We start from the raw sequence: 20,004 nt of genomic DNA, 5'->3' as shown, positions 1-20,004 counted from the left end.
GCCTGCCCCCCGGCGGGACCCTCGCCAAAACGCGCCGAGCCGTGTAGGGGGCCCCGCATGACCGGCGCCCCCTCATCCTGTGCCGACCTGCGCATCGCGCTGTTCAGCGGCAACTACAACTATGTCCGCGATGGCGCCAACCAGGCGCTCAACCGCCTGGTCGGCTACCTGCTGCGCCAGGGTGCGGCGGTGCGGGTCTATGCCCCCGTGGTGGAGGAGCCCGCCTTTCCCCCGACCGGCGATCTGGTGGGGGTGCCATCCTTCGCGATCCCGACGCGGGCGGAATACCGCATTCCGCTGGGGCTGTTCGGCCGGGTCAAGGCCGATCTGGCCGCCTTCGCCCCCAACGTGGTCCATGTCTCGTCGCCCGATCCGGCGGCGCACCGCGCGGTCAGTTGGGCGCGCGGGCATGGGCTGCCGGTGCTGGCATCGGTCCACACCCGGTTCGAAACCTATCTGCGCTACTACAACCTGGCCGCGCTCGAGCCGGTGATGGTGGCCATGCTGCGGCGCTTCTACCGCCGCTGCGATGCCCTGGTCGCGCCATCGGAATCGATGGCCCAGGTGCTGCGCGAACAGCGCATGAACTATGACATCGACATCTGGTCGCGCGGAGTGGACCGTGAGATTTTCCACCCCGGCCGCCGCGACATGGCCTGGCGGCAGGGCCTGGGCGTGGCCGATGACGAGGTGGTGATCGGCTTCTTCAGCCGCCTGGTGATGGAAAAGGGGCTCGACGTCTTTTCCGACGCGATCGACGAGCTGAACCGCCGCGGGGTTAAGCACCGCGTGCTGGTGGTGGGCGATGGTCCGGCGCGCGAATGGTTCGCCGGGCGCCTGCCCCAGGCCCTGTTCACCGGCTTCCTCGGCGGCGGCGAGCTGGCCCGCGCCGTGGCGAGCATGGATGTGCTGTTCTTTCCCTCGGTGACCGAGACCTTCGGCAATGTGACGCTGGAAGCCATGGCCTGCCGCCTGCCGGTGGTCGTGTCCGAGGCGACCGGCAGCGAGAGCCTGGTCGACCATGGCCGCTCGGGCCGGATGATCCGTCCCGGAGCGATCCGCCAGTTCGCCGATGCCCTGCAGGGCTATGTCGAGAACCCCGCGCTGCGGGCCGAACACGGTGCCGCCGGCGAGGCACGCAGCCTGGACTTCTCGTGGGACCGGATCAACCAGACCGTGGCCGACACCTACCTCCGCCTGATCCGCCAGCGTGCATCCCGCGGCTGAGCGGCATCAGCGCAGCACGCCGTTCGCCGCCTGGCGCCGGGCATAGAGCAACTGGGCCAGCAACGCGACGGCGATCACCCCGGTCACCACATACATGGCCGGCGACATGACCCCCGCCGGCCGCGGCAGGATCGCCTCGGCCACCTGGCTCACGACAAAGCCGGTCAGCGATGCCGCGAAGGCTGTCACCGCGTGGCGCGAGCGGGCCAGCAGCAGCAGCGAACCGGCCAGCGATCCCCAGACCCCCAGGGCCCAGAATGCGGTGAGCCAGGCCGGCAGCCCGGTCATGTAATCCATCGCCGCCTGGCTCAACCCCATGCTGCCGAGGTAATCGGCGGGGTCGAGCTTGGTCATGGTGTAATCATAGCAGCCGAAGCTGTTCCACAGCAGGCTGACGATCCCGACGATCCACAGGTGGACCGGCGTGGTGTGGCGCGAGAGGGTCCGTTCCATCGCATACTCCCCATGCGGTGAGGCCTGGAGGGTACGCCGGGACCGGCCGCGGGGCAATGGGACGACCGGACCGCTCGCTCCGTCAGGTCGGCGCGGGCTGGCATCCCCGGCCGCGGAGCGCGGCCTGCGCCGGGAAGGTGGCGGCTGGAGCGGTGCCCCCGCTCAACCATCCACCCAAGCGAAGGTCAGCGGGGCCTCGCGGAAGGCGAAGCGGTCGAGGTGGCGCGCCACGGCGCCTTTCAGGCCCTCGAGCTGGCCCGGTTCGCTCGCCGCGATGGTGCAGGTCAGCGCCTCGGGTCCGGCGGTGAAGGTCACCACGGCATCGTCCTTCCACTCCGCCCCGCGGGCATCCCGGGGGAAGACGACGCGCCCCTGGCGCTCGTCGAACTCGACCGCGAGGTTGTGGGACCAGTGCTTGCACAACTGCTGGACATAGCGAGAGGCGCTGGTGGTGGGCACCGCGCAGGTGCTGGTGGTGCTGGCGGTCTGGCTCACAGGCGTTCGATCCTTCTGGCGGCCTCATCGAGGATGTCGGCGATCTGGTGGGAGATGTCGGTCTCCAGGCCGGCCATGGCGCGCTGGCGCAGGGCCATCTTGAGGTTGGTCATGGCCCGCATCACCGGCGGACTGGCCTCGCGGCCGCGGGCCTCGGCCAGAGCCTTGAGCCGGTCGACGATCGCCGCAGCCTCGTCGGCGCGGTGATCCAGCTCGGCGCGGCCGGCCTCGGTCAGGGTGAAGGCCTTGCGCGAACCCTCCCCGCCCGCTTCGGCGATCGCGTCCTCATCCAGCAGCAGGCTGAGCGTGGGATAGACCACCCCCGGGCTGGGGGCATAGTGCCCGCCGGTCAGTTCGCCGATCGCCTTGATCAGTTCATAGCCGTGGCGTTCGCCCTCGCCCAGCAGGTGCAGCAGCAGCAGGCGCAGCTCGCCCTGGCCGAACATCCGCCCGCGCCGGCCGCGACCGAACGGGCCGCCACCGAAGGGCCAACCACCGAACGGGCCGCCCCGGAAGCCCCCGCCCGGGGCATCGTCATCCGCGAAGCCCGCGCCGAATCCGGCGGCGTTCATCCGCATCATCATGGCCAGGGCGCGCGGGCTGAACCGGCGTCCCCGGAAAGGCCCATCAGGCCCGTGTCTGTCGAAACGCATATATCTCCTTTCGATTCGATGTTCTTAAGATATATCTTTATATGATCTTTGCAAGAGGCGGGTGCAAGATCGCGCGTGGGCCCCTATGTCGGGCGGCGATGGCCGAGCTGTTTCCCGATGCTGTTCCGCCCCCGACCGCCGAGCCGGTCCGCGCCGACGCCCCCCTGGCCGATCGGCTGCGGCCGCGCGCGCTGGACGAGGTGATCGGGCAGGACCATGTCACCGGACCCGAAGGCGCGATCGGGCGGATGGTCGCCGCCGGGCGACTGTCCTCGCTGATCCTGTGGGGGCCACCGGGCACCGGCAAGACCTCGATCGCGCGGCTGCTCGCCGATGCGGTGGGCATGCGCTATGCGGCGATCAGCGCGGTGTTCTCGGGCGTGGCCGATCTGCGCAAGGCCTTTGCCGAGGCCGAGACCGCGGCCCATGCCGGCCAGCGCACCCTGCTGTTCGTGGACGAGATCCACCGCTTCAACCGCGCCCAGCAGGACGGCTTCCTGCCCTTTGTCGAAGCCGGGACGGTCACCCTGGTCGGCGCCACCACCGAAAACCCCAGCTTCGAGCTGAACGCCGCGCTGCTGTCCCGCGCGCAGGTGTTGATACTCCACCGGCTCGACGCGGCGGCGCTGGAACAGTTGCTGGCCCGGGCCGAAGCGCTGGAGCAGCGCACCCTGCCCCTGACGCCTGAGGCGCGGGCCGCGCTGGTCGCCTCGGCCGACGGGGACGGGCGGTTTCTGCTCAACCAGGCGGAAACGCTGTGGTCGGTCAACCTGACCGAGCCGCTCGACCCGGCCGGGCTGGGCCAGTTCCTGCAGCGCCGCGTCGCGGTCTACGACAAGGACCGCGAAGGGCACTACAACCTGATCTCGGCGCTGCACAAGGCGCTGCGCGGGTCGGACCCGCAGGCGGCGCTCTATTACCTGGCGCGGATGCTGGTGGCGGGGGAAGAGCCGCTTTACGTGCTGCGCCGGCTGGTCCGCTTCGCCAGCGAGGACATCGGCCTGGCCGACCCGCAGGCGCTGGTGCAGTGCCTGGCGGCGAAGGACGCCTACGATTTCCTCGGCTCGCCGGAAGGCGAGCTCGCCGTGGTCCAGGCCTGCCTCTATTGCGCCACCGCGCCCAAGTCGAACGCGGCCTATGCGGCGCAGAAGGCGGCGTGGAAAAGCGCGAAGGAGACCGGATCGCTGATGCCGCCAGCCAACATCCTCAACGCACCCACCAAGCTGATGAAGGATATCGGCTATGGCGCCGGCTATGCCTACGACCATGATGCCGAGGACGGCTTTTCGGGCGCCAACTACTGGCCGGAAGGCATGCCCCCCCAGACCTTCTACCAGCCGGTCGAGCGCGGGTTCGAGCGCGAGGTGAAGAAGCGGCTGGACTGGTGGGACCGCAAGCGGCGCGAGCGGAATGGGGGGTGATCGCTTCGGCCATTTCGCCGCGATCGACTGGTCGGGCGCGGCGGGTGAGCGGCACCGCGGGATCGCCGTGGCCCTTGCGCACGCCGGCGATGAGGCCCCGGCCCTGATCCGCCCCGGCCATCGCTGGTCGCGCGGCGAGGTGCTGGACTGGCTGCTGCACGATCTGCCCGGCGATACGCTGGTGGGCTTCGATCTGGGTATCTCGCTGCCCTTCGCCGATTGCAGCACCTTCTTTCCCGATTGGGCAGACAGCCCGGCCACGGCCCGCGCGCTCTGGGCGCTGATCGATAACATCTGCGTCGACGAGCCGCACCTCGGGGTCAGCCGCTTTGTCGATCATCCCGAGCTGGCCCCCTATTTCCGCCGCCACGGCGGCCGCGAGGGAGCGCGGTTCGGTGGCGGGCGCGGCCGCTTCCGGGTCACCGAACGCGCGCAGGACAGCATGGGCTGCCGACCCACTTCGAACTTCAACCTGGTGGGCGCCGCCCAGGTGGGCAAGTCCAGCCTCTCGGGCATGCGCCTGCTGCACCGGCTGGGCGGCCGGCTGCCGGTATGGCCGGTCGACCCGGTGCCCGCCACCGGATCGGTGGTGGTGGAAATCTACACCACACTGGCGGCGCTCGCCGCCGGGCGTCCCCCGGGCCGTTCGAAGATGCGGACCATGGCCGAACTCAACGCAGCCCTGGTCGCCCCGGCCATCGCCAGCGCGCCGCTGGGCGGGCAAGGCGCGATCGATGACCATGCCAGCGATGCGCTGCTGACCGCCGCCTGGCTGCGCCGCGCCGCCGCCGACCGGTTGCTGTGGCATCCCCCTGGCCTGGATGCGGTGGCCCACACCGAAGGCTGGACCTTCGGCGCGACCTGGGGCAAAGACCCGGGCAACGCGCCGGCTTAGCTCAGTTGGTAGAGCACCTGATTTGTAATCAGGGGGCCACGGGTTCGAATCCTGTAGCCGGCACCAAGCTCCCGCCCGACCAGACCCTCGCTCTTGCGTCCGACGCGACCGCGATCAGTTGCCCGCCTTGCGCGGCTGCTCCGCAATGGCGCGCTGCATCGCCCGGGCAATCAGCTTCTGGTTGCGGCTGACCGAGGCGGTGATCGCCGCGCGGATCGATTCATCGGCATCCGAACCGGCGGGAACCTCGCGCAGCAGTTGCAGCCATTCGCCGATCGCCGCATCGTGCTGGCCGGTGAAGTCCTTCTCCATGGCGAAGTAGAACCGCGCGCGCGGGTCGCGGGGGTTCAGCGCCAGTGCCTTGCGGAAGGCCTCGGCGGCGCCGGCCGGCAGGCGCAGGCCATCGGAGCCCTCGAACTGGATGCGGGCCTCGCCCAGGGCCGACCACGTCTCGGAGCGACCCGGATCGAGGGCCACCGCCTTGGCATAGGACCGTTCGGCATCCCGGAACTTGCGCGCCTTGAGCTGGGCATTGCCCAGATCGCGCCAGGCAGCCGCATCATCCGGCTGCGTCCGGGTCCGGGCCAGGGCGTCCTCGGCACTGGCGGTCGGCGCATCGTAGGGCGAAAGGAACTCGGCGGTCCGCGCCGCCGCGGCCGGAGGCTTGGGCGCGGCAGGCGCCATCATCCGGATCGCGCCCAGAGCAATCAGGACAATCAGACCAAGCCCCAGAAGAACCAGGGCCAGACGCAAGGCAGTTTTCATGTCAGGCACTCGTGCAGAGGGCGCTGCCGCGCCGGCCCCGGGCTGCCCGGAGCGCAACGCAACAGACCATGGGGGCATGGCCTAGCGCGCCAACCCTTGCCGAACCGTCACCACGGGGGCGACGGTTCGACGGAAGGTGGTTCGGTGAGTGTGAGGCTTGGGGGCAGGCCGTGCGGCGCGGATCAGGCCCGCGCGATTGCCGACCGGCGCCGCAGCAGCGCAACGGCTGCCATGGCTCCGAACAACCCGGCCACGCCCGGCTCCGGCACGGCGACCGGACCCGCGTTGAAGAACGCGAAGTTGTCGGTCTCGAACGCGATGCTGGTGGACTTCAGCCGCACGCTGTTGATCAATTGACTCTTCGTGTCGGCATTGAAGGTGACGTAGCGGTTGGTGCGATCGGCGTTCCAATCCCCGTTGACCGGAGCCTGGGCTACCTGCGAACCCGTCAGGCTGCCCACGACCTTGCCGGTCTTGTCCAGGAATTCGACCAGGTTGTACGTGTCGATCGAGCCCCACAGGAAGCTGACCGAGCCATAGCCCTGATTGGCCGTGAGCGTGGCCGTCCCGATATCCGTCGTCAGATAATTGCCGGTCGAGCCCTTGGGCTGGGCCTGGACCCCGACCTTGCTGCCGGTGGTGATGCGCCCGCCGTTGAGCGAGAACCCGCTCGGCAGCGGCGAATCGAAGGTCACCCGAACCGCGTCATTGCCGCTGTACGGGGTGAGACTGGTAGAGAAAGACTGGGCCATCGCCGGCATCGACACCAACGCGCTGGCCAATACAAAACACTTAACGATCCTGGGCATAAGATAACCTCGTCTGCCCCCCTCTGCGCACCGCCCTAGCGAAAGCGTGAGGCGTTGACAGCCCGCCCGGGCGGCGGATTTTCCCGACGTGCCAAAGCGAAACATTAGGCCGTAAACTCATAAACAGTGCCATCGAGGCGCCCAAATGGCGAACCGATCGGGCGAAGCCGCCCGCGAGGAAGGCGGGTTGCCTTTCCAAGGGCGGGTTTGGCCGAGATGGAAGCCATTTGGGCGTCCCGCAGGGATTTGCTCAGAAAGGCCCATCGCCGCGTTTGGATAGGCTTGAAATAGAACCACTATTCCTGCGCCTATCCGCCTTGCGCTGGGCCTTTCTGCCTCAAACCTCGATGGCGCTGTTTATGAGTTTACGGCCTAACACTACTTTGGCAGAAATGTGATTTTTGGGATTCCCTTGGTGGCAAATGCGTGATTCATGGGGAGCCAGCTTTGATGAAGGCTGGCTGTGGATATGGAGTGGCAGAACGACCTCGAGCATTGGCTCGAACCGTTTCTGAAGGGGCTTGGTAACAAGACACGGCGCCGGATGTGCCCGGCCTATATCGCGGGCCTGATTGGCCCCGGTGATCGCAAGAGCATTCAGCCCATGGCGGCGCGCGTTGACGCAATCAGCTACGACCGGTTGCACCATTTTATTGGCGCCGGCGTCTGGGATAGCGCCCCCCTGGAAGCGACGTTGTGGCAACAGGCCGATGATCTTGTCGGTGGCGACAATGCGTGGTTGATTATCGACGACACGGCGTTGCCAAAGAAGGGCAATGCGTCTGTTGGCGTTGCGCCACAGTATGCCTCGGCCTTGGGCAAGAACGCCAATTGCCAGACGCTGGTATCGGTGACGCTGGCATCGGGGGAAGTCCCGCTCATGCTAAGCCTGCGACTGTTTCTGCCGGAAAGCTGGACGAGTAACGAGGCTCGCATGATCAAGGCCGGCGTGCCCGAGCAGTTCCGGCAGGCCAGAACGAAGCCAGAATTGGCCATCGAGGAGATTGATCGGATCGCAGCGGCCGGGGTGCGTTTCGGTTGTGTCCTGGCAGATGCAGGATACGGGCTTTCGGCACCATTCCGGCAGGCCCTAAGCGCGCGCGGGCTTTGCTGGGCGGTTGGCATTCCCAAGCACCAGAAGGTCTACCCGGCTGACGTGAAATTGGTCTTTCCTGTGGCCGGGCGTGGGCGTCCGCGCTTGCGCCACATACCCGACATCAAATCGGTCGCGGCGCACACGATGTTGGAAGGCGCCAAATGGCGGCGCGTAAGCTGGCGCAGAGGAACCAAAGGCCGGTTAGCCGCGCGTTTTGCCGCCATGCGTGTGCGCATCGCTGACGGCGCGCCGCAGCGTATCGGCTCTGCGGGAGCGCAGCACATGCCCGGCGAGGAAGCTTGGTTGGTGGGCGAACATCGTTCAAACGGTGAGCGGAAATACTACCTCGCAAACTTGCCTGCGGACACGCCGATCAAGGATGTAGCCGGTGCCATCAAGGCCCGCTGGATCTGCGAGCAGGCGCATCAGCAACTCAAGGAAGAACTCGGTCTCGACCATTTTGAGGGCCGTTCCTGGACGGGCCTCCATCGTCACACACTGATGGCAATAATGGCCTACGCTTTCTTGCAGACACGCCGCCTCGCCCAAGCGGGGCGGAAAAAAAAGAGTCCCAGGGCCACCACCTCAGCCCAGCCTGCCAGCAGTCCGGCAAGCCATCATTGAACGCCTTTCCAGATCGCCACCGCACCAATGTCCAAGATGCGGCTGTCCATTATCATGAACCCAAATCACATTTCTGCCAAAGTAGTGCTAACCATCCGCCCCCCTAACCCCGCTGCCCACCCCCGCTGTCCCCGCCCGTTCCGCCGGGTCGGACGGCGAGGCAGCATCGCGCTTCAACTCGCGGACGATATGGCGTAAGGCGCCGGCCCTATGCGTCCCACCCCCGCCCCCAAGACCTATCGCGTCAAGAGCTTCGGCTGCCAGATGAATGTCTATGACGGCGAACGCATGGCCGAACTGCTCGCCCAGCAGGGCATCGCCCCCGCGCCCGAGGGCGAGGAGGCCGATCTGGTGGTGCTCAACACCTGCCACATCCGCGAGAAGGCCGCCGAGAAGGTCTATTCCGACATCGGCCGGTTGCGGCGCGACGATGGTTCCAGCCCGCTGATCGCCGTCGCCGGCTGTGTCGCCCAGGCCGAGGGCGAGGAGATCATGGCCCGCGCCCCCGCCGTGTCGATGGTGGTCGGTCCGCAAGCCTATCACCGCCTGCCCGGGATGATCGCCGAGGCCGTGGCCGGGCGCCGGGCGGTCGACACCGACATGCCGGCCGAAACCAAGTTCGGCGCCCTCCCGGCACGCCGCAAGGTGGGACCGGGCGCCTTCCTGACCGTGCAGGAGGGCTGCGACAAGTTCTGCACCTATTGCGTGGTGCCCTACACCCGCGGCGCGGAAATCTCGCGCCCCTATGCCGAGATCCGGGCCGAGGCGGAGCGGCTGGTGGAAGCCGGCGCGCGCGAGATCACGCTGATCGGTCAGAACGTCAACGCCTGGCATGGCGAGGATGACAAGGGCCGCGCAATCGGGCTGGACGGGCTGGCGCGGGTCCTGGCGGAGCTGCCCGACCTGGCGCGCATCCGCTACACCACCAGCCATCCCAACGACATGACCGACGGGCTGATCGCCGCCCATGGCGACAACCCCAAGCTGATGCCCTTCCTGCACCTGCCGGTCCAGGCCGGAAACGACCGGGTGCTGCGCGCGATGAACCGGTCGCACACGGTGGACAGCTATCTGCGCATCCTCGACCGGGTCCGTGCGGTCCGGCCCGACATCGCGCTGTCGGGCGATTTCATCGTCGGCTTCCCGGGCGAGACCGAGGCCGAGTTCGCGGACACGCTGAAGCTGGTCGACGCGGTGGGCTATGCCCAGTGCTTCAGCTTCAAGTACAGCCCCCGCCCGGGCACCCCTGCGGCGACGATGGCGGACCAGGTTCCGGCCGCGGTGATGGACGATCGGCTGCAGCGGCTGCAGGCTGCGCTCAACCGCGATCAGTACGCGTTCAACCGGGCCTCTGTCGGCAAGCGCTGCACCGTGCTGGTGGAACGCAAGGGCAAGCTGCCGGGGCAGTGGCTGGGCAAGTCGCCCTGGCTGCAGTCGGTCCATTTCGAGGGCGGGGCCGCGATCGGGGACCTGGTCGAGGTCGAGCTGGTCCACGCCGGCCCCAATTCGCTCGGCGCGGTGCGGGTGGTGGGTTCGCCGTCTCGGGCCTGAGCCGGGGAGACCGGCATGGGTGGGGAGCGGACGTTTTCAGATCCTCCCCCACCGGGGGAGGGGGACCATCCGCAGGATGGTGGAGGGGCACCCCGCCTTGGCCAGCTGCCGTGCCCCAAGGAGAGTGCCCCTCCACCACCTTCGGTGGTCCCCCTCCCCGTACCGGGGAGGAAACAAAGGTCCGACTTCGGGCACTAGCCGCCATTCTGGTCCATCCGTGTGTCCCGGCATGGATGAGGCCAGTGGTCCCGGGGTGGGCCCGGGACAACGGCTCGGCGTTTTTCCACAAAGGTGCGGCCTGTGGCCGCTTGTGCCGACCAAGCCGGAGCCTATCTTGAGCCACGGGAATCGCCCGCCGGCGAACCCGTGAAAGGAGCGCATGGCCCGCAAAACCGCTCGTGCCCATGAAGAGATGGCGCATCCGTGGTCGTCCGAACCCCGTCGCGAAAGTGCGCGGCGCGCCAGGGCGGAGCTGGAATTCGATGAACCCATGGTCCTCGGGGCCCTGTTCGGACAGTTCGATTCGAACCTGGTGCTGATCGAGAACCGGCTGGGGGTCTACATCGCAGCGCGGGGCAACCGCATCCAGATCGAAGGCAGCGAGGATTCGGTCGCCCGCGCGCGCGACGTGCTGAAGGGCATGCACCAGCGGCTGCTGAGCGGGCAGGAGATCGATCCCGGCGCGGTCGAGGCCTTGATCGCCATGTCGAACGAACCGACGCTGGAAGGGATCATCTCGGGCGGGAACGAGGCTCCGCCGATCATGATCCGGACCCGCCGCAAGACGATCGTCCCGCGGTCGGCAACCCAGATCGAATACATGCGGGCGCTCGCCAAGTCCGACGTGATCTTCGCCCTGGGGCCGGCCGGCACCGGCAAGACCTATGTCGCCGTGGCCCAGGCGGTCAGCCAGTTGATGAACGGATCGGTCCAGCGGCTGATCCTGTCGCGCCCGGCGGTCGAGGCGGGCGAGCGGCTGGGCTTCCTGCCCGGCGACATGAAGGAGAAGGTCGATCCCTATCTCCGTCCGCTCTACGATGCCCTGTACGACTGCATGCCGCCCGAACAGGTCGAACGGCGCCTGGCCAGCGGCGAGATCGAGGTTGCGCCGATCGCCTTCATGCGCGGGCGCACCCTGGCCGATGCCTTCGTGATCCTGGACGAGGCCCAGAACACGACGCCGGCCCAGATGAAGATGTTCCTGACCCGCTTCGGCCAGAACAGCCGGATGGTGGTCTGCGGCGACCCGCGGCAGGTCGATATCCCGGGCGGCGATTCGTTCAGCGGGCTGGCCGATGCGGTCAAGCGGCTCGAAGGCGTCGACGGCATCGCCACGATCCGCTTCAACGCGGCCGATGTGGTGCGCCACCCGATCGTCGGGCGGATTGTCGAGGCCTATGAGGGCAAGGACGGATGAGGCCTGGGGCAAGCGCTGTGCGCGGGCTTCGACAGGCTCAGCCCGAGCGGTGTTTTGGATCGCTCGCCGATTGTCATGTCCGCCACTTCGCTCAGTCCCGCTCAGCCTGAGCTTGTCGAAGGCCACGCGCTGACCTACCCCGAAACAATGCTTTCGCTCGACATCGATATCGAAACCCCGTGGCCCGGCGACATCGACTGGGCCGATCTGGCCGAAGCCGCCGTGGAGGCCCTGGTCGACCTGGCCCCGGAACTGGACAACCCGCGCCTGACCGCCTCGGTCCTGTTCACCAGCGATGCCGAGGTTCACGTGCTCAACCGCGAATGGCGGGCCAAGGACAAGCCCACCAATGTCCTGTCCTTCCCGATGATCGCGCGCGAGGACCTGATCGCCATGCCGCGAGAGGGAGCGCCGGAACTGCTGGGCGACCTGGCCCTGGCCTTCGAGACCTGCGCGCGCGAGGCGGCCGACAAAGGTGTGCCGCTGAACCACCACGCGACCCATCTGATCGTCCATGGCCTGCTCCACCTGGCCGGGCACGATCACGAAATCTCGTCCGCCGATGCCGCGGCGATGGAGGCGCTGGAGATAAAGGCGCTTGCGAAACTGGGCATCGCGGACCCATATGGCGATCACGGCGATTGATGCCGGGGGCACCACGCAAGGGCAGGAGCTGAGCAGATCATGGCCGAACCGGGCCGCAACGGCGACTCCGGCAGCGGAGACGGGGACAGTAGCAGACGCAGCGTCTGGAAGAGCGTGCGCCGCCTGTTCGGCAGCGACCATGACCAGAGCCTGCGCGCCCAGTTGGAAGAAGCGATCGACGAGCACGAGGAGGATGGCGACCCCGGCCCGGCCGGCGACCTGTCCCCGCTAGAGCGCCAAATGGTCCGCAATCTCCTGCACTTCAGCGAGCACGATGCCGATGATGTGGCCATCCCGCGCAGCGAGATCGTGGCGGTGCCCGCTTCGGCCACCTGGGACGAGATGATCGCGATGTTCGCCCAGCATGGGCACAGCCGCATGCCGGTCCATGGCGATTCACTCGACGAAATCCGCGGCATGATGCACCTCAAGGACGTGTTCCCGTTCCTCGCCACCGGCAAGGCGCCGCCGAAGGACTGGACCGTGCTGATGCGCCAGCCGCTGTTCGTGCCGCAGGCGCGCGGCGCCCTGGACGTGCTGGCCGACATGCGCGCCAGCCGGGTCCATCTGGCCGTGGTGATCGACGAGTATTCCGGCACCGACGGAATCATCACCATCGAGGATCTGGTCGAGGAGATCGTCGGCGAGATCGAGGATGAGCACGACGACGCCCCGACCGAGCTGATCGTCCGCCAGACCGACGGGAGCTGGGAAGCCGACGCCCGGGTCGAGCTCGACGAGGTGGGCGAAAAGGTCGACGCGCGGCTCGCCGAGGTCGAAGAGGACGTCGATACCCTAGGCGGCCTCGCGTTTCTGCTCGCCGGGCAGGTTCCGGCGGTCGGGGCCTTGCTGTGCCATGACAGTGGCTGGAAACTTGAAGTCACAGCAGGTAACGAACGACACGTGACCCGGCTGCGGCTCCATCCGCCGGCCTTGTCCGATTCGCCCCTGACCTGACCTTTCGAGACCCCGCCAGCCCCCATGCGCCGCCTGCCGCCTCTCCGCGCGCTTGAAGCCTTTGTCCGCGTGGTCCGGCTCGGCTCGGCCAAGGCTGCCGCCAACGAGCTGGGGCTGAGCCCGTCAGCCCTGTCGCGCCGGGTCCAGGCGCTGGAGGACTTCACCGGCAAGAAGCTGTTCGTCCGGCAGCACCAGGCGATGAAGCTGACCGAGGATGGCCATGCCTTCTACGACGCGGTGAGCCCCAAGCTGGAAGACCTGGCCGAGGCGGTGGAAAGCCAGGTCGACAACGGGCTGGTGCTGCGGCTGCACCTGGGCGTGCCTTCGCTGTTCGGCGGGCAGCGCCTGTTCCCGCGCCTGCCTGAGCTGCGCAACCTGCATCCGCGCCTGCACATCGACATCGACACCAGCCCCCACCAGGAAACCCGGGTGGGCGACACGCTGGACGCGGCGATCATCCTATCGGCCAAGCCCGATCCCGCGCTTTACGCCGTGCGGCTGGACCACAACCGGGTCTATGCGATCACGTCGAAGGCGGTGGCGGCCGAACTGGGCGACACGCCCGACCTGGCCAAGCTGAGCCGGCAGACCTTCCTGATCAACCACGACCTGCCCGACAGCTTCGCGGCGTGGAAGGAGGCCACCGGGCTGGGCGATTTCACACCGGCCGCGATCGACCAGTTCGATTCGGGGCAACTGCTGCTGGAAGCGGCGGCCAATGGCCTCGGCATCGCGATCATGCATGACGATCACTTCAAGCGATCGGGCGATGACCGGCTGGCGCGGCTCTATGATTTCGAGGTGGAGAGCCCCTACTCCTACTGGTTCGTCTGCCGCCCCCGCGCGCTCGACAGCCGGCCCGTGCGGCTGTTCCACGATTGGCTGGTGAAGGCCGGCGTGTAGGCGCGGCCCGACCCGGCACCGGCCGGAACGAACAGCACGGCCGCCGGATCGCCGGGCACCTCACGCCATGCCTGCGGTTGGGCGCGCAGCGCCTCGATCAGTGGCCGGTCCATCCCCGGGCTCAGCACCCAGGCGACCGGACGATAGCGCGCGACCAGCGCGCTCACCGGCACCTGCCCCGCCATGGCGGCACGGCACAGGTCCCATTCGGCCATGCCATAGCGGTAATAGCGACCGTCGAAGGCGACCCTCAGCCTTGGGAAACCGCGATCGGCGATCACCCCGCCGAAGGGATAGCTGGCATAGACCGTGCCGGCGAGACCACGGGCCGCCAGCCGGTCCACCGCGGCGATCGGCAGGTCCGGGGCGAACCGGGGGCCCGGCCGGGCCGCAGCGGTCAGGGCGATCACCCCGGCGCCGGCCGCGAACAGCAGCAGGGCGAGGCGGTCGATCGGCCCGGAGTCATGGCGACCCCCCGCCAGGACCGGCACCAGCGCCAGGGCCCAGAACAGCACGAAGCGCCCCGCGATCAGGGCCATCAGCAGAAAGACCAGGGCGCCGGCCAGGGCCTCGAGGTCGAGTTCGCGCCGGACCACCCCCAGCAGGGCCAGCACGCCGCCATTGAGGATCAGCAGGATCGGCAGGAACGGGCGGTTCTGCGGATCGAGCACCGAAAGCCACTCGGTCGCGCCCATGGCCGTGCTCATCCGCGCGTTGAGCGTGGCCATGTCGAACACGGCGAACCCGGCGGGCGTGGCGACCATGGCCAGTCCGGCCAGCGGGAGCAGCAGGGTCTCGGCCCAGGGTGGTGTGGTGCGGCGTCCGGTGCGGTGGCGCAGCCAGCCCGCCGCAGCGCGCGCGCCCAGATAGGCGGCAGCCAGGCTGACCGAGGGATGCAGGTTCTGCCACAGCACCAGCACCGCGCCCCCGGCCAGGAGCGTTCGGCGCAGCGGCAGCTCCCGGCCGAGCAGCAGGATCAGGGCGCCCAGGCCGAGCACGGCGAAGCTTTGCGGACGCACCCCGGCGAAGGGCATGGCCATCAGCTGGCAGAGCACCAGGGCCAGGGCCAGGCGCAGCGGCATGGCTCCCCGGGCACGGGCGGCGAGCCCGACGGCGAGGAAGCCGCCGGTCCAGGCCAGCGCATCGACGATCTGGACCGCCGGCCAGCCGCCCAGCCGCCGCACCCCCGCGAGGACGATCTGCGCCAGCGCCGACAAGGGCACCAGCGCCTCGCCCAGATGAGTCGCGGCGAACGGCTCGCGCGTGACCGGCCAATGGCTGTCCAGCATCAAGTCGCCCAGCCGCAACTGCCAGAAGATGTCGACATCGCCGATCGGGGCGGCAAGCAGCCGGGCCAGCGCGAGCAGCGGCACGACGACCCACAGCGAATCCAGAGGCCTGACGCCGCGGGAGGCATCCCGCCCTGCTGCTTCGGCTCCGACTGTTCCGCCTGGTGTCACCGCGGCATGGCTAGCCGGGCGCGGCCCGGGACGCCAGCGGGTTGTTGCCAGGGGACCCTCGCGGACCGGCCTCCTCCGGCGGGCGGGGCAAGAACTAAGGGAAAACCCTATGCATCGGTTTGGCGAAACCTTGGCCCTGTCCGGGCCAGACCACGGCCATGACTCTGGTCGACAAGTCCCGCTTCGTGCCCACCCCGGTGTTCCGCGCCCGGCGCAAGCGGGTGGTCGTGCGCGTCCGCGTCGAGGGTGCGCCCGGCGAAAGCCAGGATGCGATGGTGCGCGACATATCCGCCGCGGGGATGAGCGCGGTGGCGCGGGTTGCGCCGCCGGCCGCGAACGATCTGGTGACGATTGCCCTGCCCGACGGATCGACCCTCTGGGGCATCGTCCGCTGGGTCGAAGGCAAGGCCTTCGGGGTCGAGTTCGACAAGGGCTCGCACGCCGCCGCGCCCAGCGGCCTGATCGCAGGCTGACGCACATCAGAAAGGGGCGGATCGCTCCGCCCCTTCCGACTTATGGCAATTCCGGCCTCAGCCTTCGCTGAGCAGCCCCGCCTGTCAGCCTTCGCTGACGGGCACCGGTTATCAGCCTTCGCTGATGGCTGCCTTCACGATCTTGCCCGGTTCGCGCGGGGGCTCGCCCTTGGGCAGGGCATCGACGTGCTCCATGCCTTCGACCACCTGGCCCCAGACCGTGTACTGGCGATCCAGGAAGGTCGCGTCGTCGAAGCAGATGAAGAACTGGCTGTTGGCCGAGTGCGGGTAGTTGGTCCGGGCCATCGAGCAGACGCCGCGGACATGCGGCTCGGCGTTGAATTCGGCCTGGAGATCCGGCTTGGACGATCCGCCCATCCCGGTGCCGTTCGGGCAGCCGCCCTGCGCCATGAAGCCCGGAATGACCCGGTGGAACTTGATCCCGTCATAGAAGCCTTCGCCCGTCAGCTCCTTGATGCGGGCGACGTGACCGGGCGCCAGATCGGGGCGCAGCTTGATCTTGACGTCGCCACCGCCGCCATTGCCGGTGTCGAGCGTGAGGGTGAGAAATTCGTCGGCCATCGGGCACACTCCACTTGTGATGGCGCGGATATAGCCGTGCCGGGCATAAAGTCACGCCTGCCCGCAACGTCCGGTTGCAATTGCGAGACGGGACAATAGACCCGACCGCGATGGCGACCGACGAACCCGACCTGTCGCTCCTCGAGGATTCGCCCGACCTCGACGGGGGCCTGCCTGCTGCGGACGATCCGCGGCGCGATGGCGATCGGCTGGACGATGAGAACCGCCTGAAGTCGGACTTCGTCCGGCGGGTCCGCGATGCGCTGGAGGAAGGCGAGCGCGACCGGGTTTACGATCTGGTCGAGCCGCTTCATCCGGCCGACCTTGCCGACCTGTTCGAGCTGCTCGACGCCGATGAGCGTCCGCTGCTGGCCAGCGCCATCACCGACCTGATGAGCGCCGACGTGATCGCCGAGATGAACGATCACGTTCGCGAGCAGCTCGTCGAGGACCTGCCGGCCGAGGATATCGCCGAGATCGCCGAGCAGCTCGACACCGACGATGCCGTCGCGATGCTGGAGGACCTCGACGAGGAGGACCAGCAGGCGGTGCTGGCCGAGCTCGATCCCGAGGACCGCGCCGCGATCGAAAGTGCGCTGGCCTATCCCGAGGAGTCGGCCGGCCGCCTGATGAGCCGCGACTTCATCGCGGTGCCCGGGCACATGACCGTCGGTCACCTGATCGACTATCTGCGCGAGGACCGGGGGCTCGCCACCGAGTTCTGGGAAGTGTTCATCGTCGACCAGCGGCATCATCCGGTCGGCACCTGCGCGCTGTCGTGGATCCTGCGCGCCCCGCGCCATATCGCCCTGGCCGACGTGATGATGCGCGATCAGACCCTGATCCCGGTCACCATGGACCAGGAAGAGGTGGCGCTGCGGTTCCAGAAGTACGCGCTGATCTCGGCCGCGGTGGTCGACGAATCGGGCCGCCTCGTCGGGCAGATCACGGTCGACGACGTGGTCCACATCATCCAGGAGGAAGCGGGCGAGGACGCGCTGCTGCTGTCCGGCGCGGGCGATGGCGACATCAACGAGCCGATCCACCTAACCATCCGCACCCGCCTGACCTGGCTGGTGGTCAACCTGGGCACGGCGATCATCGCCTCCAGCGTGGTCGGGCTGTTCCAGGGCGCCATCGCGAAGTTCGCCCTGCTGGCCGTGCTGATGCCGATTGTCTCGGGCATGGGCGGCAATGCCGGCACCCAGACGCTGGCTGTGGTGGTGCGCGCGCTGGCCACCAACCAGTTGACCGAAAGCAACACGCTGCGGATGATCTGGCGCGAGTTCCGCATCGCGCTGGCCAATGGCACCGCGCTGGGTCTGCTGATCGGCCTGGCGGTGGCGACGATCTTCCACAATCCGCTGCTGGGCGCGGTAATCGGCAGCGCCATGGTGATCAACAACCTGATGGCGGGCTGCGCCGGGATCGCCGTCCCGGTGGTGCTCGATCGGCTGAAGATCGATCCGGCCGTCTCGTCCGCGGTGTTCGTGACCATGGCGACCGACGTGATGGGCTTCTTCAGCTTCCTTGGCCTGGCCGTGCTGGCGGGACTGGCCTGACATGCCCCTGCACATGACCAAGGTGGCCTATGGGGCCCAGTCACTGGCGGAGGTGCACGGCTGGTTCGCCCAGCGTGGCGAGGTGGCCCGGCTGACCACCCGCTACCTGCCCAAGCGCCATGCCGAGATGATCGGCGGATCGGTGTTCTGGATCCTCAAGCACCAGTTGGTCGCCCGGTCGGAAATCCTCGGCTTCGAGGAGGCCGAGGGGGGGCGCACCAACATCGTCATTGCGGCCCGGCTGATCGACGTGCGCCCCAAGCCGCGCCGGGCGCATCAGGGCTGGCGCTATCTGGAGGACGCGGACGCTCCCGCCGACCTGACCGACGGGGAAGAGACCGGCGATATCCTGCCCGGACACATCGCCGGCGAACTGGCGCGGCTCGGGCTGGTCTAGAGCCTGTCCTGTTGAGGTGGACAGGCTCTAAGCCTGCGGAGCGAGGGCGGTCCGGTTCAGTGGCCGCCCATCGGTCCCGCGCCCTGGCGGGTGGTGTGCTTGGGCACGAACCACAGCACGGCGGCGGAGAAGAACAGCAGGAAGGCCGCGACCACGCTGGTGTTGTTGAGCGCCACGGTGATCGCCTGCTGATCGACCACTCCGTTGAGGAATCCGCTGATCGCTTCCGGTCCCAGGCCCAACCCGCCAAGCGCATCGGATGCCGGGCCGGGGTTGAGCGTGTTGGCGATCTCGTTGTGGACCAACCGCTGCTGGTTGCCCCAGTAGGTCAGGACCACCGAAGTGGACACCGCCACCGCCAGGGTACGTAGAAAGGCCTGCAGGCCCGCGCCCGAAGCGGTCTCCTGGGGATCGACCGCGGTCAGCGCCATGGTGGTGATGGTGATGAAGAAGAACGGCATCCCGAAGCCCTGCAGGAAGATGACCATCGCGTAGTCGAACATGGTCGCCTCGGTCGTCCAGGTTGACCGCAGCAGGTTGATCAGGCCCAGCCACACCAGCCCACCGCCCAGCAGCCAGCGCCGATCGACCTTGCCGCCATTGCTGAGCCGGGCGGCAAGCGGAGCGATCAGCAGGGCGGCGAGCGCGCTCGAGGCGGTGACCAGACCGGAATTGAAGGCGGTATAGCCCTGCACCGCCTGAAGCCACTGCGGCACCACCACGTTGCCGCAGAAGAAGGCACCGTAGCCCAGGGTCATCGTCACCATGATCGACGAGAACCCGACATGCCGGAACACCCGCAGGTCGACCACCGGGTGCTCCTCGGTCAGTTCCCAGATGATGAAGGCCACGAACCCGATCGCCGAGGCGCAGGTCAGCAGGACGATCCCCGTGTCGGCGAACCAGTCGTGGTCCCGACCGGTGTCGAGCACGATCTGCAGGCAGGCGATCCAGAAGATCAGGAGCCCCAGCCCGACCAGATCGATCGGCGCGCGGGTCAGCGGCGTCCTGACCTTGGCCAGCAGCACGCCGGCGGCCAGACCCGAGCCCAGCGCGATCGGCACGTTGATCAGGAAGATCCAGTGCCAGCTCCAGTTGTCGGAAATCCAGCCGCCCAGGATCGGGCCCAGCGCCGGCCCCATCAGCGTGGTCATGGCCCAGACCGCCATGAACGTGCCGCGCCGCTCAGGCGGGAAGACCAGCATCATCAGGGTCTGCGACATCGGCATCAGGGGGGCTCCGAACAGCCCCTGGCCGATGCGCGCGGCCACCAGCACGCCCAGCGTCGGCGCGATGCCGCAAAGCAGGGAAAAGGCCCCGAAGCCCGACATGGCGACAATGAACACCCGGGCCGCGCCGAACCGTGCGGCAAGCCATCCGGTCAGCGGCACGCAGACCGCCTCGGCCACGGCGTAGGAGGTGATGATCCAGGTTCCCTGGTCAAGCGAGATACCGAGGTTCCCCGCAATATGGGGGACCGAGACGTTCGCGATGGTCAGATCGAGCACCACCATGAAATTGCTGAGCGCCAGGATGACGCCCACCAGCCACTGCTGCCGAGCCGAAAGGTACGCGCCGCGCGCGCCCGGGGGCACCGGAGGGACTGGGCCGGCCACGGT

Annotated in this window: 20 protein-coding genes and 1 tRNA gene; 13 read left to right on the top strand and 8 right to left on the bottom strand. The window is 68.1% G+C overall.

All coding sequences use genetic code 11. From position 1 onward, the window contains the following. Positions 1-57 precede the first annotated feature (57 nt). Entirely contained in the window at positions 58-1,227 is a 1,170-nt protein-coding gene (locus tag H7F49_RS05170) for a glycosyltransferase family 4 protein (RefSeq protein ID WP_185682500.1), read from the top strand. Positions 1,228-1,233: 6 nt separating this feature from the next. Here the strand turns inward: H7F49_RS05170 and H7F49_RS05165 are convergent, their stop codons facing one another. The 3 genes from H7F49_RS05165 to H7F49_RS05155 form a co-directional block, all read right to left on the bottom strand. Next, a complete protein-coding gene (locus tag H7F49_RS05165) occupies positions 1,234-1,680 on the bottom strand; it encodes a hypothetical protein (protein ID WP_185682499.1) in 447 nt (148 codons plus the stop codon). A 162-nt stretch (positions 1,681-1,842) separates the two neighbouring features. Beyond that, positions 1,843-2,175, bottom strand: a complete 333-nt coding sequence (locus H7F49_RS05160) for a DUF2218 domain-containing protein (protein WP_185682498.1) — start codon at positions 2,173-2,175, stop codon at positions 1,843-1,845. Continuing rightward, positions 2,172-2,828 carry a PadR family transcriptional regulator gene (locus H7F49_RS05155; RefSeq protein ID WP_185682497.1) on the bottom strand — a complete coding sequence of 219 codons (657 nt, stop codon included), beginning with the start codon at positions 2,826-2,828 and terminating at the stop codon, positions 2,172-2,174. Before H7F49_RS05155 ends, H7F49_RS05160 begins: the two co-directional genes overlap by 4 nt. A gap of 98 nt (positions 2,829-2,926) precedes the next feature. On the opposite strand from H7F49_RS05155, the gene H7F49_RS05150 reads away from it, so the two are divergent. The 3 genes from H7F49_RS05150 to H7F49_RS05140 all read left to right on the top strand — a co-directional run bounded on the left by H7F49_RS05150 (position 2,927) and on the right by H7F49_RS05140 (position 5,210). Then, a complete protein-coding gene (locus H7F49_RS05150) occupies positions 2,927-4,249 on the top strand; it encodes a replication-associated recombination protein A (RefSeq protein ID WP_185682496.1) in 1,323 nt (440 codons plus the stop codon). Then, on the top strand, positions 4,239-5,144 hold the full coding sequence (locus H7F49_RS05145) for a hypothetical protein (protein WP_185682495.1): 906 nt from the start codon (positions 4,239-4,241) through the stop codon (positions 5,142-5,144). The genes H7F49_RS05150 and H7F49_RS05145 overlap by 11 nt, the downstream gene beginning before the upstream one ends. Further along, a tRNA-Thr gene (locus tag H7F49_RS05140) sits at positions 5,135-5,210 on the top strand. The genes H7F49_RS05145 and H7F49_RS05140 overlap by 10 nt, the downstream gene beginning before the upstream one ends. Positions 5,211-5,258: 48 nt before the next feature. Here H7F49_RS05140 and H7F49_RS05135 read toward each other — a convergent pair. Further along, the gene (locus H7F49_RS05135) at positions 5,259-5,909 is read right to left on the bottom strand and encodes a tetratricopeptide repeat protein (RefSeq protein ID WP_185682494.1); all 651 of its coding nucleotides are present in this window, start codon (positions 5,907-5,909) and stop codon (positions 5,259-5,261) included. 182 nt (positions 5,910-6,091) lie between these two features. Then, positions 6,092-6,661 (bottom strand): Npun_F0296 family exosortase-dependent surface protein, encoded by a 570-nt coding sequence (locus H7F49_RS05130; protein WP_185682493.1) that lies wholly within the window; start codon positions 6,659-6,661, stop codon positions 6,092-6,094. A gap of 526 nt (positions 6,662-7,187) precedes the next feature. On the opposite strand from H7F49_RS05130, the gene H7F49_RS05125 reads away from it, so the two are divergent. From H7F49_RS05125 to H7F49_RS05100, 6 genes are all read left to right on the top strand, one after another. Continuing rightward, positions 7,188-8,438 (top strand): IS701 family transposase, encoded by a 1,251-nt coding sequence (locus H7F49_RS05125; RefSeq protein ID WP_185682492.1) that lies wholly within the window; start codon positions 7,188-7,190, stop codon positions 8,436-8,438. 210 nt (positions 8,439-8,648) lie between these two features. Beyond that, complete coding sequence (gene miaB, locus H7F49_RS05120) at positions 8,649-9,989, top strand: tRNA (N6-isopentenyl adenosine(37)-C2)-methylthiotransferase MiaB (RefSeq protein ID WP_185682491.1); 1,341 nt, start codon at positions 8,649-8,651, stop codon at positions 9,987-9,989. A gap of 379 nt (positions 9,990-10,368) precedes the next feature. Continuing rightward, complete coding sequence (locus H7F49_RS05115; protein ID WP_185682490.1) at positions 10,369-11,406, top strand: PhoH family protein; 1,038 nt, start codon at positions 10,369-10,371, stop codon at positions 11,404-11,406. Between the two features lie 147 nt (positions 11,407-11,553). After that, entirely contained in the window at positions 11,554-12,051 is a 498-nt protein-coding gene (gene ybeY, locus H7F49_RS05110) for an rRNA maturation RNase YbeY (RefSeq protein WP_185682489.1), read from the top strand. Between the two features lie 39 nt (positions 12,052-12,090). Next, positions 12,091-13,008, top strand: a complete 918-nt coding sequence (locus H7F49_RS05105; RefSeq protein ID WP_185682488.1) for a hemolysin family protein — start codon at positions 12,091-12,093, stop codon at positions 13,006-13,008. A 24-nt stretch (positions 13,009-13,032) separates the two neighbouring features. Then, positions 13,033-13,911 (top strand): LysR family transcriptional regulator, encoded by an 879-nt coding sequence (locus tag H7F49_RS05100; RefSeq protein WP_185682487.1) that lies wholly within the window; start codon positions 13,033-13,035, stop codon positions 13,909-13,911. Here the strand turns inward: H7F49_RS05100 and H7F49_RS05095 are convergent. Beyond that, positions 13,827-15,284, bottom strand: a complete 1,458-nt coding sequence (locus H7F49_RS05095) for a hypothetical protein (RefSeq protein WP_185682486.1) — start codon at positions 15,282-15,284, stop codon at positions 13,827-13,829. The two genes, H7F49_RS05100 and H7F49_RS05095, sit on opposite strands and share 85 nt — an antisense overlap. Positions 15,285-15,529: 245 nt before the next feature. Here H7F49_RS05095 and H7F49_RS05090 point away from each other — a divergent pair, with 245 nt between their 5' ends. Then, positions 15,530-15,844, top strand: a complete 315-nt coding sequence (locus H7F49_RS05090) for a PilZ domain-containing protein (RefSeq protein ID WP_185682485.1) — start codon at positions 15,530-15,532, stop codon at positions 15,842-15,844. A gap of 111 nt (positions 15,845-15,955) precedes the next feature. Here the strand turns inward: H7F49_RS05090 and H7F49_RS05085 are convergent, their stop codons facing one another. Continuing rightward, positions 15,956-16,426, bottom strand: coding sequence for a peptidylprolyl isomerase (locus H7F49_RS05085; protein ID WP_185682484.1), 471 nt, complete (start codon positions 16,424-16,426; stop codon positions 15,956-15,958). Positions 16,427-16,536: 110 nt separating this feature from the next. Between H7F49_RS05085 and mgtE the strand changes: the two genes are divergently transcribed. Continuing rightward, positions 16,537-17,988 carry a magnesium transporter gene (gene mgtE, locus H7F49_RS05080; protein WP_185682483.1) on the top strand — a complete coding sequence of 484 codons (1,452 nt, stop codon included), beginning with the start codon at positions 16,537-16,539 and terminating at the stop codon, positions 17,986-17,988. Between the two features lies 1 nt (position 17,989). Further along, entirely contained in the window at positions 17,990-18,385 is a 396-nt protein-coding gene (locus H7F49_RS05075; protein ID WP_185682482.1) for a DUF1489 family protein, read from the top strand. Between the two features lie 56 nt (positions 18,386-18,441). Here H7F49_RS05075 and H7F49_RS05070 read toward each other — a convergent pair whose 3' ends face one another. After that, positions 18,442-20,001 (bottom strand): DHA2 family efflux MFS transporter permease subunit, encoded by a 1,560-nt coding sequence (locus H7F49_RS05070; RefSeq protein ID WP_407940289.1) that lies wholly within the window; start codon positions 19,999-20,001, stop codon positions 18,442-18,444. Positions 20,002-20,004 lie beyond the last annotated feature (3 nt).

The sequence above is a fragment of the Novosphingobium aerophilum genome (genome assembly GCF_014230305.1).
In the GTDB taxonomy this organism is placed as follows: Bacteria; Pseudomonadota; Alphaproteobacteria; order Sphingomonadales; family Sphingomonadaceae; genus Novosphingobium; species Novosphingobium aerophilum.
The sequence above is the reverse complement of the archived record's forward strand: the minus strand, read 5'-3'. Positions and strand labels throughout refer to the sequence as shown.